11 protein-coding genes and 1 pseudogene are annotated in these 13,465 nt (G+C 66.4%); 3 read left to right on the top strand and 9 right to left on the bottom strand.

The window, feature by feature from the left end; genetic code table 11:
• The 3 genes and pseudogenes from EGJ34_RS16650 to EGJ34_RS16640 all read right to left on the bottom strand — a co-directional run.
• Positions 1-403 (bottom strand): annotated as a pseudogene (locus tag EGJ34_RS16650) (sensor histidine kinase); the annotation flags it as partial.
• Positions 400-1,062, bottom strand: coding sequence for a response regulator transcription factor (locus EGJ34_RS16645; protein WP_125361607.1), 663 nt, complete (start codon positions 1,060-1,062; stop codon positions 400-402). The gene EGJ34_RS16645 and the pseudogene EGJ34_RS16650, both read right to left, overlap by 4 nt.
• Complete coding sequence (locus EGJ34_RS16640; protein ID WP_312023039.1) at positions 1,062-1,304, bottom strand: PepSY domain-containing protein; 243 nt, start codon at positions 1,302-1,304, stop codon at positions 1,062-1,064. Before EGJ34_RS16640 ends, EGJ34_RS16645 begins: the two co-directional genes overlap by 1 nt.
• A gap of 195 nt (positions 1,305-1,499) precedes the next feature.
• Here EGJ34_RS16640 and EGJ34_RS16635 point away from each other — a divergent pair, with 195 nt between their 5' ends.
• Entirely contained in the window at positions 1,500-1,934 is a 435-nt protein-coding gene (locus EGJ34_RS16635; protein ID WP_125361605.1) for a PepSY domain-containing protein, read from the top strand.
• A 5-nt stretch (positions 1,935-1,939) separates the two neighbouring features.
• Here the strand turns inward: EGJ34_RS16635 and EGJ34_RS16630 are convergent, their stop codons facing one another.
• The 3 genes from EGJ34_RS16630 to EGJ34_RS16620 all read right to left on the bottom strand — a co-directional run bounded on the left by EGJ34_RS16630 (position 1,940) and on the right by EGJ34_RS16620 (position 4,267).
• Positions 1,940-2,431, bottom strand: a complete 492-nt coding sequence (locus EGJ34_RS16630) for a hypothetical protein (RefSeq protein ID WP_125361604.1) — start codon at positions 2,429-2,431, stop codon at positions 1,940-1,942.
• 122 nt (positions 2,432-2,553) lie between these two features.
• Positions 2,554-3,765: an FAD-dependent oxidoreductase gene (locus EGJ34_RS16625; RefSeq protein ID WP_125361603.1), complete on the bottom strand. Its 1,212-nt coding sequence runs from the start codon at positions 3,763-3,765 to the stop codon at positions 2,554-2,556.
• Between the two features lie 7 nt (positions 3,766-3,772).
• Positions 3,773-4,267, bottom strand: coding sequence for a lipocalin family protein (locus EGJ34_RS16620; RefSeq protein WP_125361602.1), 495 nt, complete (start codon positions 4,265-4,267; stop codon positions 3,773-3,775).
• Positions 4,268-4,446: 179 nt separating this feature from the next.
• Here EGJ34_RS16620 and EGJ34_RS16615 point away from each other — a divergent pair, with 179 nt between their 5' ends.
• Positions 4,447-6,882: a DUF3772 domain-containing protein gene (locus tag EGJ34_RS16615; protein ID WP_125361608.1), complete on the top strand. Its 2,436-nt coding sequence runs from the start codon at positions 4,447-4,449 to the stop codon at positions 6,880-6,882.
• 18 nt (positions 6,883-6,900) lie between these two features.
• On the opposite strand, the gene EGJ34_RS16610 is transcribed toward EGJ34_RS16615, so the two are convergent.
• Both EGJ34_RS16610 and EGJ34_RS16605 read right to left on the bottom strand, forming a co-directional pair.
• Positions 6,901-9,006: a phosphoglycerol transferase I gene (locus tag EGJ34_RS16610; RefSeq protein WP_125361601.1), complete on the bottom strand. Its 2,106-nt coding sequence runs from the start codon at positions 9,004-9,006 to the stop codon at positions 6,901-6,903.
• Between the two features lie 158 nt (positions 9,007-9,164).
• Positions 9,165-10,865, bottom strand: a complete 1,701-nt coding sequence (locus tag EGJ34_RS16605) for an AarF/UbiB family protein (RefSeq protein ID WP_312023038.1) — start codon at positions 10,863-10,865, stop codon at positions 9,165-9,167.
• A 117-nt stretch (positions 10,866-10,982) separates the two neighbouring features.
• Between EGJ34_RS16605 and EGJ34_RS16600 the strand changes: the two genes are divergently transcribed.
• Positions 10,983-11,921, top strand: coding sequence for a DUF808 domain-containing protein (locus tag EGJ34_RS16600; protein ID WP_125361599.1), 939 nt, complete (start codon positions 10,983-10,985; stop codon positions 11,919-11,921).
• A 120-nt stretch (positions 11,922-12,041) separates the two neighbouring features.
• On the opposite strand, the gene EGJ34_RS16595 is transcribed toward EGJ34_RS16600, so the two are convergent.
• Positions 12,042-13,465 (bottom strand): GGDEF domain-containing protein (locus tag EGJ34_RS16595; RefSeq protein ID WP_148100514.1); only part of this gene is annotated, 1,424 nt, incomplete at its 5' end.

Here is a 13,465-nt window from a genome sequence, read left to right as displayed (position 1 = left end):
GCTGGGCCACCGCGCGCAGCCGCTGGTCCAGGGGGCCGGCGGTGTCGAAGGCCTGCGCGGGCCCGGTCTGCAGCGTGGGAGGCACACCCAGTGCGCCATCCCACAGCGAACGCGACTGCGCCAACGCCTGGCCCTGCGCGGTCTGCACCTGCCAATACGCGCCTGAGAACACGCGACGGTAGTCTTCATTGACCAGCTCGCGGCGGAACTGGACCCGCCCCTGCGCGTCCACTTCGGCCAGCGACAGTACTGAAATCAGGTCATTGCCGAGTCGCGCGTCCAGCGTGGCGCGCGCCGAGCGTTCGTACATGGCCCCCAGCCACCAGGTGGCCAGCGCCGACACCAGCAGCATGCCCAGCCCACCGGCCAGCAGCAGACGGCTGCGCAGCGAGGGGGTGTTCATGGCTGCGCCGACAGGCGGAAGCCCTGGCCGCGATGGGTGTGGATGAGCTCGCTGCCGAGCTTGCGACGGATGCGTCCGATCAGCACGTCCAGCGTGTTCGAGTCCGGGTCGAAACCCGCGTCGTAGACATGCTCGCCCAGCCGCGACCGACTGATCACGACGTCAGGGTGATGCATGAAGTAGCTCAGAATGCGGTACTCCTGCGGGCTCAACGCCAGCGGGGTGCCGTCCAGTTCGAAGCGCGCGGCATTCACATCCAGCTGTAGTGGGCCGCAGACCAGGCGCGGACTGGCATGGCCTGCGCTGCGACGGATCAGGGCGCGCAGGCGCAGCAGCAGCTCCTCGGGCTGGAATGGCTTGGTCAGGAAATCATCGGCACCGGCGTCGAAGCCAGCCAGCTTGTCGTGCCAGCGGGTGCGTGCGGTGAGCACCAGCACCGGGAAGCTGCGTCCGGCCTGCCGCCAGCGCTCGATCACGCTCAACCCATCCAGGCCCGGAAGGCCCAGGTCGACCACGGCAGCGGCAATATCCTCCACCTGGCCCTGGTACTCGGCGTCGCGGCCTTCGCTGCTGTGCAGCACCAGATAGCCTGCATCCTCCAGCAGCGTACGCAGGCGATTGGCCAGTACCGGGTCGTCCTCGGCAAGCAGCAGGCGCATCAGTCCTCCTCCATCTTCAGCAGGCGGCCATTGCGCGCATCATAGTCCAGCTCCATGACCTTGCCGTTGGGACCGAGGATCTCGATCTCGTAGGTATCATCGTCCAGCTCCACCTCCAGCAGCTTGCCGGGATAGCGCTTGAGCGCATCGCGCACCACCGTCTCCAGCGGCACGTAGCGGCCCTGCTGCACGGCCTGGCGCACGGCCTGCTGCTCACGCGCGTCACCGTCCAGTACCCGCATCGGGTCCTGGGTGGCGCTGAGCAGGAGGGGAAGCAGCAAGGCGTAGGGAGACATGGAAGCGGGACAGGGTGATCAGGAGCTACGGTATACGCGAGGCGATTAAACAACGCCTAACAAGGCTGCTCATGAGGCGCTTAGGCACGCTTGCCAGACTGGCGGTGCCGGAATGATCCGGTTGCCACAAGGAACCCCCTCATGAAGACCCTGATGATTGCCGCCGCACTGGCCGCCACCGTAACCGCCGCCCCCGCCTTCGCCGCCGAACTGGGCGCTGCCGAGGTCCAGGCCAAGCTGCGCGCTGCCGGCTACACCCAGGTGCACGAACTGGAACGCGATGACGGCATGTGGGAGGCTGAAGTCACCCGCGCCGACGGCAGCCGCGACGATGTGCTGGTCGACCCCGCCAAGGGCGAGATTTTCGATGCGGCCAATGGCCGCGCGGTACTGGACGCGGGACAGATCCTGGATCTGGCCGCGAAGGCCGGTTACACCCGCATCACCGAGGTGGACCGCGACGGCGCGACCTGGTCGCTGGACGCCCACAACAAGAACAACCAGCGCGTGGACGTGCGCATGAGCGGGTACGACGGCCGCGTGCTGAGCAGCCGCCGCGACGGCTGGTGGGACTGACCGGCTTACCAGCCGAACGGACCGGGGCCCCAGTAGCCGCCCCCGCCATAGCCATAATCCCCATAGGGGCCGTAGAAACCCGGCCCCTTGCCCTCGCTGACCCGGATGTTGAGGTTCATGTTCCGGGTCTTGCCTTCGTCGTTGGTGTAATTCTTGTTGAGATTCAGTTCGGCGGCGTTGTAGTGCGAATTGCCGAAGTTTTCCGAGTAGCCGATCCCGGTGGTGAAGCTGCCGTTGACCCGCAGCTTGTCGTCGGTGACCTCGGCAATACCGTTGCCTGCCGGGTCCCGCGCCACACGGCGGCCGCTTTTGTCGCCATAGAAGGTGCCGGGCGGGTCGCCGCGCAAAGTTGGATCGTTGAGATACTGCAGCGGTTCCTGCGGCACCGCCAGATTGAGGTCGGTGGCCGACTGCGGGCCGGTGGCACCGGCAGCGGACTGCGCCAGGACAACGCCGGGGGCAAGCAGGCACAGCAGCAGCGAAAGCGGGCGGATCATGGGAGGCTCCGGGTCAGGCAGGGCGGCCGACAGGCTCACGCTAGCAGGCGCTGCTTGAATGATGCCTGTCATGGCTTGGATTTGTCGCGTGACCACAAGGCGTACCCACCAACGGTGGGTACCTACCGCAGCCGTTCGAAGCCGAACAGGGCCTGCAGCGGGTGCCGGCGGCGCTCGATCCGCGCCCGCAGCAACCCGGCTCCGACCATTGAATAGGTGATGCCGTTGCCGCCGTAGGCCATGGCGAACAGCACGCGCCGGCCCCATTGCGGGTGCGGGCCGAAGAACGGCAGGCCATCGGCGGTTTCGGCGAAGGTGCCGGCCCACGAAAACGCCGGTTGCAGCGGCAGCTCCGGAAACAGCCGGTTGATCTGTTTGAGCAGCGTCCGCGCCTTGCCCTGCACTCGCGCATCGCGTCGGGCCGGCACATCCACCGCATCGTCCTCACCGCCCACCAGCAGGCGATGGTCACCGGTACTGCGCAGATACAGATACGGTCGCGCCGACTCCCACACCATGGTGTCCGACAGTTCGCCCAGCAGCCCCGGGTCCACCGGATCGGTGATGAAGGCATAGCTGCTGCGGTTGCGGGCCACGCGCGGCTTCAGCCAGCGCTGGCCGGCGTAGCCGGTGGCCATGATGACGTGCCGGGCACGGATCTGGACGCCTTCTGCAGTTATGGCGGTGATGCCGCGCGGGGTGGTCTGCAGGGTATGCAGCGCGGTGCGGTCATGCACCGCACAGCCCGCCTTGGCCAGACGCATCAACAGCCGGTAGGTGAGCTGGTAGGGATCCACGCGCGCCGCCAGCGCGCTCAGGATCGCGCCGGGGGCCTCGATCCCGTACTGCGCCTGCAGCTCCGCCGGTTCCAGCCAGGTCACGTCAAACCCGTGCCGGCGTCGCAGCGCGAACTCGGCCTGCAGCACCGGGCCGTGCCGGCGCTTGCTGGCGTAGTACAGGCTGCGCATCGTCTGACAGTCCACGCTGCGGAACCCGGCGGCCACCTGGCGCAGGGCAGGAATGGCATCGGCGCAGGCGCGGTAGGCCAGCACCGCCGCCGGTTCGCCGTACTGCCGCGCCAGGTCAACCAGGTGCGTATCGATCTCATACTGGAGCAGTGCGGTGCTGGCGGCGGTGCTGCCCCAACCGATGTCCCGCTGCTCGATCAACACCACGTCGTGGCCGTGCGCGCACAGTTCATCGGCAATCAAGGCTCCGCTGATCCCGCCGCCGACCACCAGCACGTCGCAGTTCCGGTCCTGCTGCAGCGGAGGGAAGGCGTGCATGAGGCCATTGCGGATCGCCCAGTACGGATAACCGCTTTTCAGGTCCATGCCAGACTCAGGCGGTGGGGTGGCCGGTGTGCGGGGTCAGGATCAAGCCGGTCAGGTCGAAGTCCTGCTGCCGGGCCTGGGCCAGGTAGTGTTCGCGGGTAGTGGCGTCCAGCTGTGGCTCGCGTGCCAGCAACCAAAGGAAGCGGCGGTCGGGACTGCCGACCAGCGCCACGCTGTAGTCCGGAGCCACCTGGATCACCCAGTAGTCGCCTTTGCCGAACGGCAGCCAACGCAGGCCTGCCGGAAGAAAGCTTACTTTCAGCCGCGCAGTGTCGTTGTCCACCGGGCAGGCCTCGCCATCGGCCTCCTCGATGTCGTCGCCGAGCCTGCAGCGGTTGCGCACGGCCACGTGGCCGTTGTCCTTGAGGCTGTAATGCGCCGAGACGTCGGTGCAGTCTTCCGGCTCATGCTTCATCGGCAGGCGCGCGATCTCATACCAGGTGCCCAGATAACGAGGCAGGTTCAGGTCGGGAACGGTCTTCAGGTCGGCGTAGGTGCTCATCGCAGGCGCTGTGGGAAGGTGGTCGACACCATGCCGGGGCCGCTGCCATGGCGGAGTGAAAGCCTGCATGCGCCCTGCGAACATACCCGGCGTAAACCTGAAGCGGTTTATAGTCCGCCCACGCGCGGTGGTCCGCGCAGGGCCCAGGTGCTGCTGTTTTGTCTTCCCGTTTCCATTTCATGCTGATGCGTTCGCTGCTGGCAGCGATGATGGTCGCCTGGTTGTGTGTGGCCCCCTGGGCGGCGGCCCAGTCCAGCGAAGAAGGCAACGCCGATCCCGTGGCGCAGCTGGCCCAGGCGACCAGGGACCTGAAGTCGACCCGCGCCGCGCTGAATGACGCCGAGACCCGGGAATCGCTGAAGTCGCTGTCCGACCGTGCGCTGGAAGTGCAGCGTCAGGCCGACGCGGCGCAGACCGGGCTGCAGCCGCGCCTGGAACAGCTTGAGTTCCGCATCTCGCAGCTCGGAGAGGTCGCTGAGGGCGCGGTCGAAGCGCGCGAGCTGGCGCAGCAGCGCAAGGCATTGAACCAGGAGCGGGCCGACATCGCGGCGGCCATCGCGCGCGCCAAGCTGCTGTCGGTGGATGCCAAGCAGCTGAGCGCGGATATCGAGAAAATGCGTGCCAGCCAGCTCAGCGAAGAGCTGGCGCGAAAGGTCAGCTCACCGTTGTCGCCCTCGCTGTGGCGGAAGTTCGCCACCGATGTGCCAACGGATGTGCAGCGCCTGCTCATTGTCTATCGCCAGGGCGAAAGCGCGCTGCGCGAGGCTGTCGCCCGGCATGGCTGGAGCTCGCCGCTGACCGGCGTGGCGCTGGCGCTGCTGATGTTCTTCCCGTTGCGGCTGTGGCTGCGCGCGCTGGGCCGACGGCTGGCCGCGTCCGAACGTGCGCCGGAAGGACGCCTGCGGCGGTCCGGCCTGGCGGTCTGGCTGATGGTGGTCGGCACTCTGCTGCCGGGCTTTTCGGCGGTGGTGCTGGTGGCGTCGCTGCAGAACATCGGTGCCATTCCGCCACGGCTGGAAACAACGGTGGACAGCTTCCAGCTGGCGACCTTCGTGGCCGCATTCATGGCGGCGGTCAGTGCGGCGGTGCTGATGCCCAAGCGGCCCTCGTGGCGGCTGATGACGCTGGATGACGACGTAGCCTGGCGACTGCGCAAGTACGCCTGGTGCGCGGCCGCGCTGACCTGGATCAGCATCATGCTGCTGGCGCTGAACAAAGCCGCGCGCACCAGCCAGGTGACCACGGTCGCGGTAGACGGACTGATGGCGCTGACCTACATGGCGCTGATCGTGGCCATCCTGGTGTCGCTGGCACGCATGCACCGCCGCCAGGCCGAGGAAGCGCAGGCCAAGCTGGAGGCGCAGGGCGATGCCCCGGCCAAGCCCAAAGCCAGCAGCCGCCGCAGCGGCTGGATCGTGCTGGCGCGTGTGGCCGGCAACCTGGTGGTGACCGCGGCGATCATCGCCAGCCTGCTGGGCTACCTGAACTTCGCCATGTTCGTCGGCCAGCAGCTGGTCTGGGGCGCGATGGTACTGATGGCCACTTCGGTGCTGCTGAAGTTCGCCAACGACCTGGCGGTCTGGCTGCTGTCGCCGGCAGGCCGCATCGGCCAGACCGTGGTGCTGACCACGGGCCTGAGTGGTGCGCGGCTGGAACAGGGCGGGGTGCTGCTGTCGGCGCTGCTGCGGATTGGCGTGGTGCTGCTGGCGGTGATACTGCTGACGGCGGCGTTCGGCAATACCAACGCGCTGCTGGGCGGACTGGACACTTTGTCCAAGGGCATCACCATTGGCAGCACCACGCTGCGGCCACGCGACGTGATCAATGCGGTGCTGGCCTTCGTGCTGGTGTGGGTGGTGATGCAGGCGTTCCAGCGCTGGCTCACCGACACCTACCTGCCGAAAACCGAGCTGGACGCCGGTGCGCGCAACTCCATCAGCACCGTCACCCGTTACCTGGGCATCATTGCCGCCGTGCTGTGGGCGCTCACCGCGCTGGGCATCGGTTTCGAGAAGCTGGCACTGGTGGTCAGTGCGCTGTCGGTGGGTATTGGTTTTGGCCTGCAGGCGATCACCCAGAACTTCGTGTCCGGGCTGATCCTGCTGGCAGAGCGCCCAGTAAAAATCGGCGACTGGGTCAAGCTGGGTGACCAGGAAGGCGACATCCGCCGCATCAACGTGCGCTCCACGGAGATCCAGGTGGGCGACAAATCCACGCTGATCGTGCCCAACTCCGAGCTGATCACCAAGACCCTGCGCAACATGACCATGGGCAGCGCGCAGGGCCGCATCCAGATCCAGTTCACCGTGCCGCTGAACACCGACGTGGTGGCGGTGCGGCAACTGCTGCTGGATACCTATGCCGAACACGTGGCAGTGCTGGACGATCCTGCGCCATCGGTGTTCATCGACTCGATCAACAACGGCCAGGTGTCGATCAACAGTTTTGCCTACACCTCTGGCCCGCGTGCGGTGTACGGGGTGCGCAGCGACCTGTACTTCACCCTGCTGCAGAAGTTTGCCGCTGCCGGCATCGCACTGTCCTCGCCCACCGACATCCACCTCGTGCGCGAGCCGCGCCTGGATCGGCAGCCTGATCGCGACCCCGCGCCCTGAGCGGGGCCGGTGCGGTGACTAGGAGCGCCCGCCTCGCCGTGACGGCACCAGCGCAAAGGTGTCCACGGCGAGCTTCTCGGCGTGGTTCAACCAGGCGCGGATCTCGAGATCGTCCACTTCGTGGTCCAGCCCGAACGGTACGGTGATGCGGCCTTCCGCATCGGGTTCCACCCACTGCTGCGCGACCACGACCTTGCGCTTGGACGACACCGCTTCGATCCAGAATCCGCGGTTCGGGGCCTGCTTGGCGACCAGTTGCAGGATGTACTGGCCGGCCCGGGTGCGACGGCCCTTCTCGGTGATCATGTGGGCCTGGCGGATGCTGGGCAGCGGGCCGCTGAACGCATCCAGCGGTGCGTCCACGGCGAAGCCCTGGCGCAGCTGGTCATCGCGATAGAGCTTGATGCCCTTTTCGCGGTGCACCAGCATCGCGCACCAGTCGCCGTCGGCCGAGCCATCCTCAAACGCGGTGCAGCGGTCCACATAAGCCAGCGTGTTGGCCGGATCGGCCTGCTCGAACTGCTTGGAGGTGTTTTCCAGGTAGACCGACTTCAGGTCCCACTGCTTGTCATACTCCAGCAGGACCGGCGGCTGCACATGCTGCAGTCCGACCACGACCTGGTTGTCGTCGTCGATGCGCAGCTGGCGGGTGGTATCGCCCAGCCACAGCGAGCGCGAGAACGCCAGGTAGCGCGGGAAGTCCTTGCCGCCGTCGCGCAGCGCCGCCACGCTGGCGCTGTCGGCACGTTGCGGGTCGAGCAGCGACCGGCCGAAGCCGATGGCCTTGATGTCCGGGTCGACCAGGCTCAACAGGGTGGCACCGGAATCCAGCGTGGAACCGGCGCTGGCGGCCAGCTGGCGCGGTGCGATGTCCTTGCCCAGGAACAGCAGCAGGTTCTCGCGCTTCTGCTTGGCCAGCACGTGGCTCAGATCGTTGGGCATGGCCAGGTGGTCCGAGGCAATGACGATAAGCGTGTCGTCACCATACGGGCTGGCCTGGATGCGATCGACCAGCTTCGAAATCAGCCCATCCGTGCACTTGAGCGCATTGAGCAGACCGATGTTGCCGTAGTCGCTCTGGTAGCGTGTGCGTTTGCAGGCCACCGGCAGGTGACCGGCCGGATGATGGGTGTCCATGGTCAGCGTGGTCAGCATGAATGGCTGCCCGCGCTTTGACAGCTGCATGAAGCGGTCATACGCCTTGTCCAGCAGGACGTCGTCATGCACGCCCCAGGTCGAGAAGTGCGAGCGGGCGATGTTCTGCTGCTTGAACCAGGCCAGATCGTGGACTTCGTCAAAGCCGTGCGTGACCAGGAACTGACCCTTGCCGGCGAAGAGTCCGTTGGCACCGCCGAGATAGTGGTTGGTGTAGCCCTGCTGCTTCAGGTAATCGCCCAGGCAGACCGCCTCGGGCAGGAAGCTGCCCATGCGGTCCATGCTGTTCTCGTCGCCCTGCGCGGTGGTCAGTGGCACGCCGCACATGGAAGACACCAGCCCGGCGATGGTCCAGCCGCCGCCTTCGGCCTGGGCCAGCCCACGGACATCGAGGGACTGTGCGGCCAGGCGGTTGAGGTTGGGCATCAGGCCCGGAAACGCGGCTTCATCCAGATAGGTGCGCTCCAGGCTCTCACCATAGATCCACACGATGTTGCGAGGCTTGCGCAGCGGCTGCTGCGGCACCTGGTATTCCGGCGCGATCACGCTGTAGTCGACCGGACGGGTCTGCTGATACAGGCGCTGGCCGTCACGGTACAGCGGGCTGACGCCGATGGCGACCAGCCACATCACCGCGAAGCCGGCGAAGATCGAGCCGCCATGGCGTGCCTGCCGCCATTTGCGGCGGCGCACCAGCAGTGCAGGCAGCCCCAATGACAGCAGGGCCAGTGCGATAAATCCGGCAATGTAGCCTTTGAAGTCAGCGATACCGGCCCCTTCCATCTCCGCACCGAGGTGATACAGCGTGGCCGCATTCAGGCCGTCGCCGGAGAGCTTGTTGATCAGCCACCACACGCTCAGGGCCAGCAGCAGCACCGACATCAGTGACGCCTTCCACCATACCCAACGCCGTGAGGCCAGCAACAACACGGTGAGCACGAGCAATGACAGCAGCAGGATCCAGGTCATAGGCGGTAGTTCGCTTCCAAGCACGCCTGCATGACAGGCTGATGACTGGATCATGCCTGCGCGAACCTGACTGAAATGTTTGTTGAAAACGCCCGCTCAGCGCCTACTACGCATCGTGATGGAAGGTGTAAAACCAGCGTGAACGCATGAACGCGTGGTTACCGATGACCACGCTCTTCCTTCGAGCGTGCGCGGCGATCAAATATCAACGCGCTGAGAATGATGCCCAAGCCGAGCACCACGCCGATCATCATCAGCATCATGGCGATCGCCGGGTAACCGAACAGATGCCAGCCGGTGTTGACCTTCATCATCAGCGCCGCGGCAAGAATCAGTGCTGCCGTGACAATGCCGGCGGAAACGCGGTTGGCGATCTTCTGCAGGTTTTCCATCAGCCGTGACTCTTCCAGTCCGGTCACCTTCATCTGCAGGCGGTTCTCGGCCAGCAGGGCCAGGATGTCGGACATCTTGCGTGGGCCGTCGCGCAGCAGCTGCTGCACTTCCATCGCCTCGCTGGCCAGGTTGGCGGCCGAAAGTGATTTGCGCAGGCGCGCCCGCATCACGTGCTGCAACTGCCTCTCGACGATGCGCCGGGTGTCCAGATCCGGGTCCAGCAGCCGGCACACGGTTTCCAGATTGAGCAGCGCCTTGCCGAGCAGACTCAGCTCGGGCGGTGTGCGCAGCCCGCTGGCGGTGGCGATGCGAACCAGGTCAAGCACCACGCGGCCTTCAGAGAAGCTGCTGTTGGCGGCATAGCGCGCGATCAGCTGGCCGGTCTCACGAAGATAGCGTTCCTCATCGAACGCCTCCAGCCGCGTGCTCATGCCGATGATCTCGTCGGCGACTTCCTCGCCGCGTCCGTCCACTGCGGCAAAAAGTACCTTCAGCAGGCGCTCGCGCAGGCGCGGTGGCATGTGCGCGACCATGCCCAGGTCAAAGATCGCCAGGCGGCCCTGCGGCGTCACGCGCAGATTGCCAGGATGCGGATCAGCGTGAATCTCGCCGTGCACGAAGATCTGGTCCAGGTAGCCCCGTATCAGGGCGGCTGCCAGTGGCACCATCGGCTCCTCGGTGCGGCGCACGTGCGGGATCATGTCCACGCGCACGCCCTGGGCCAGTTCCATGGTCAGCACCCGGTGGCTGCAGTAGTCCCAGACCGGCTGCGGCACCCACAGACGCTTGAACGGGCGAAGGTGCTGGCCGAAGCGCTGCAGGTTTTCCGCTTCGGCCTGGTAGTCGAGCTCCTGCATCAGGGTCTTGGCGAACTCGTTGAGCCAGTCGCGCAGACGCACGCGGCGGCCCACCTGGGTGAGATGGTCGGCGGCCAGGGCGAAGCTGCGCAGCACGTCCAGATCCGAGCGCAGCTGCGCTGCGACTTCGGGCTTCTGCACCTTGACGGCCACCTCGCGACCCCCGTGCAGCTGCGCGCGATGCACCTGCGCGATAGAAGCACAGCCCAGCGGAGCCGCGTCAAAGCGGGCGAACAGCTTGGAGACCGGTGCCCCCAGTTCCTGTTCGATGATCGCGTGGATGCGCTCGACCGGGATCGGTGCGACCTTTTCCTGCATGCGCTCCAGTGCGGTGGCGAACTCAACCGGGACCATGTCCGGTCGGGTCGACAGCATCTGCCCGAGCTTGACGAAGGTGGGGCCCAGCGATTCCAGGTCGCTGACGAACTGCTCGGGATTGCCCTCCGGCGGCAGCTCATGTCCGGCACGTGCATCCAGGTTCATGCCCGAGAACACCCCGGAGTGGCGGTAGCGCAGGAGCAGGCGCAGGATCTGGCTGCGCCGGTTCATGCCCTTGACCAGCGAGGGCGACTCGGAAGGGACAGGCGGTTTGTTCAAGCGGGACTCCAGCGCAGGTCTACCCGCAGTGTGGCCGCGGCCCGGTGGTGGGCCGGTGAACCCGGCCGTCTTCCACGAACAGGTCCTGATCAGTCAGAATCGCCGCAACTGAATGAACCTTGGATAGCCATGGCCGGTGCCAGCCTGTTTGCCCTGCTCGACGATATTGCGACCCTGCTGGACGACGTCTCGATCCTGACCAAGGTCGCGGCCAAGAAGACCGCAGGCGTGCTGGGTGACGACCTTGCGCTCAATGCGCAGCAGGTGACCGGGGTCAGCGCCAACCGCGAACTGCCGGTGGTGTGGGCGGTCGCCAAGGGGTCGCTGGTGAACAAGGCGATCCTGGTGCCGGCCGCGCTGGCGATCAGCGCGCTGGAAGCCTGGTTGCAGACCAAGGGCTATCCGATCCCGATCGTGGTGCCGCTGATGATGATCGGCGGCGCGTTCCTGTGCTACGAGGGTGTGGAAAAGCTGGCGCACCGGTTCCTGCATTCCAAGGAAGAAGATGCGCAGCACAAGGCCGAGCGGGCCAAAGCCCTGGCCGACGAAAAAGTGGACATGGTGGCGTGGGAGAAAGACAAGGTGAAGGGTGCGATCCGCACTGACTTCATCCTCTCGGCGGAGATCATCGTGCTGTCGCTGGGCGTGGTCTCCGGCCAGCCGTTCATCAACCAGGTGACCGCACTGGTCGTCATCGCGCTGGGCATGACGGTGTTCGTGTACGGACTGGTCGCGGGCATCGTGAAGCTGGATGACGCCGGCCTGTATCTGTCGCGCAAGGGCGGTGCGGTGGCTGCGTTCGGTCGCGGGCTGGTGGCTTCGGCACCGTGGCTGATGAAGTTCCTGTCGGTGGCCGGCACGTTGGCGATGTTCCTGGTCGGCGGCGGCATTCTGGTGCACAACGTGCCGGCGCTGCATCACTTCGTGCTTGGCCTGGCCGACCAGACCAGCGTTGGCTGGCTGGTGGAAGCGCTCGGCAACCTGGTGGTGGGTGTCATCGCCGGTGCGGTGGTGCTGCTGGCGGTGACCGGGATCCAGAGGGCGCGCGGCAAGTCCGCCGCGCACTGACCGTAGAGCCACGCCCTGCGTGGCTTCGCGGTGCCAGATCCCCGAATGTAGAGCCACGCCCTGCGTGGCTTCGCGGTGCGAGACACGTTCGCAGCCACGCAGGGCGTGGCTCTACGGGCGCTAGCCCGCTTGAACCCGGTTCTTGCCGACCCGCTTGGCAGCATAGAGGGCCGCGTCCGCGCGCTTGAGCACGACTTCCGCGCTGTCCCCGGCCTGCCACTGCGTCACCCCCGCACTGAAATGCACCGGCACCCGCTGCTCATCCAGATGCAGCGGTCGCTGCGCCAGTGAGCGCTGCAGCCGCAGCAGGGTCGACATGCTGTCGGCCGCGGGCGTCTCCGGCATCACGATGACGAACTCATCGCCGCCGATGCGGCTGACCACGTCGGAGTTGCGCAACAGCAGCTGACACACCGCCACCAGGTGGCGCAGCACGGCGTCGCCGCCGGGATGGCCGTGCTCGCTGTTGGTCTGGTGAAAGTCGTCCAGGTCGAGCAGGGCGATCGCCAGCGGATGTGCGTGCCGGGTGGCGCGGGCGATCTCGCGTTCCAGCAGCTCGTCGAAGCCACGGCGGTTGAGCGCGCCGGTCAGCGGGTCGGTGCGGATCTGGCCGGACATGTCGCTCAGTTCCAGCTCCAGTTCGGCGATGCGCGCCTCAGCCTGCTCCACCTCGCGGCGCGCGTTGCCCAGGTGGTCGCGCGCCTGCAGGGCCTGTTCCTGCACCTTGCCGGTGTCGCGCAGCACGTCCTGCAGCAGCTGGTTGAGGTCGGCGATGCTGCGCGCTTCCTTCAACGCCATTGCATAGCTGCTGATGCGGTCGTAATAGTCGCTGGTGTGGGTGGCCATGCCGTCGAGCTGTTCGATGAACTCGCCCATCAAGCCACGCATGGCGGCCTTGCTTTCGACGATGCCCTGTTTGAGCAGACTCTGCTTGTAGATGACCTCGCGCAGATTGTTGCGCGCCTGCTCCACCGAGTCGCGGTCCAGCGGACCGCCGATCAGGGCGCGCACGGCGTGCAGCTGGCCCTGCAGCCAACTGCTGTCGTCAAGCAGCTCGCTGATGTTCTCCAGCAGCAGGTCGAACAGGCTCAGCAGCAGCTCCTGCTGCTCCTGCCAGCCGTCGCTGCGCACCCCGATCTGGTGGGTCAGCTCGCGCAGGCGCACTTCCAGCGGCTGCAACGGAATGCCGGGATGCCATTGCCTCAGTTCGGCGGCCAGCTGCACCGGTTCGTCCTTCAGCTCGGGCATGTTCTGCAGCAGGCTGGCCACGGTGACACCCAGGGTATGCCGCAGCAGTTCGCGCAGACGCAGGCTGTCGGGTGGGCCGTCGGCGCTGTCCTGTTCAATGGTGCGGATGTACTTGTCGATCAGCTGGCGCATGGCGCGGCCGTAGCTGACCCAGTCGGCGCTGCGCAGCGCCGACTGCAGGCGCAGGCCCATGTCGCCGAGTTCACCCGGCAGCGTGGCCATGCCGTTGGCAAAGGCGGCCAGCAGCGGCTCGGGCTGCTCGGCCCCGGCAAACAGACGCTGCAGGGCGGCACTGC

The organism is Stenotrophomonas sp. 278 (assembly GCF_003935715.1).
GTDB lineage: Bacteria > Pseudomonadota > Gammaproteobacteria > Xanthomonadales > Xanthomonadaceae > Stenotrophomonas > Stenotrophomonas maltophilia_AH.
This window is presented reverse-complemented; position numbering and strand designations above follow the sequence as displayed.

Bases quoted from the DNA above. Each gene is read 5' to 3' on its own strand.
- EGJ34_RS16645 (WP_125361607.1), bottom strand. From the start codon at position 1,062: ATGCGCCTGCTGCTTGCCGAGGACGACCCGGTACTGGCCAATCGCCTG.
- EGJ34_RS16640 (WP_312023039.1), bottom strand. From the start codon at position 1,304: ATGCGGGTACTGGACGGTGACGCGCGTGAGCAGCAGGCCGTGCGCCAG.
- EGJ34_RS16635 (WP_125361605.1), top strand. From the start codon at position 1,500: ATGAAGACCCTGATGATTGCCGCCGCACTGGCCGCCACCGTAACCGCC.
- EGJ34_RS16630 (WP_125361604.1), bottom strand. From the start codon at position 2,431: ATGATCCGCCCGCTTTCGCTGCTGCTGTGCCTGCTTGCCCCCGGCGTT.
- EGJ34_RS16625 (WP_125361603.1), bottom strand. From the start codon at position 3,765: ATGGACCTGAAAAGCGGTTATCCGTACTGGGCGATCCGCAATGGCCTC.
- EGJ34_RS16620 (WP_125361602.1), bottom strand. From the start codon at position 4,267: ATGAGCACCTACGCCGACCTGAAGACCGTTCCCGACCTGAACCTGCCT.
- EGJ34_RS16615 (WP_125361608.1), top strand. From the start codon at position 4,447: ATGCTGATGCGTTCGCTGCTGGCAGCGATGATGGTCGCCTGGTTGTGT.
- EGJ34_RS16610 (WP_125361601.1), bottom strand. From the start codon at position 9,006: ATGACCTGGATCCTGCTGCTGTCATTGCTCGTGCTCACCGTGTTGTTG.
- EGJ34_RS16600 (WP_125361599.1), top strand. From the start codon at position 10,983: ATGGCCGGTGCCAGCCTGTTTGCCCTGCTCGACGATATTGCGACCCTG.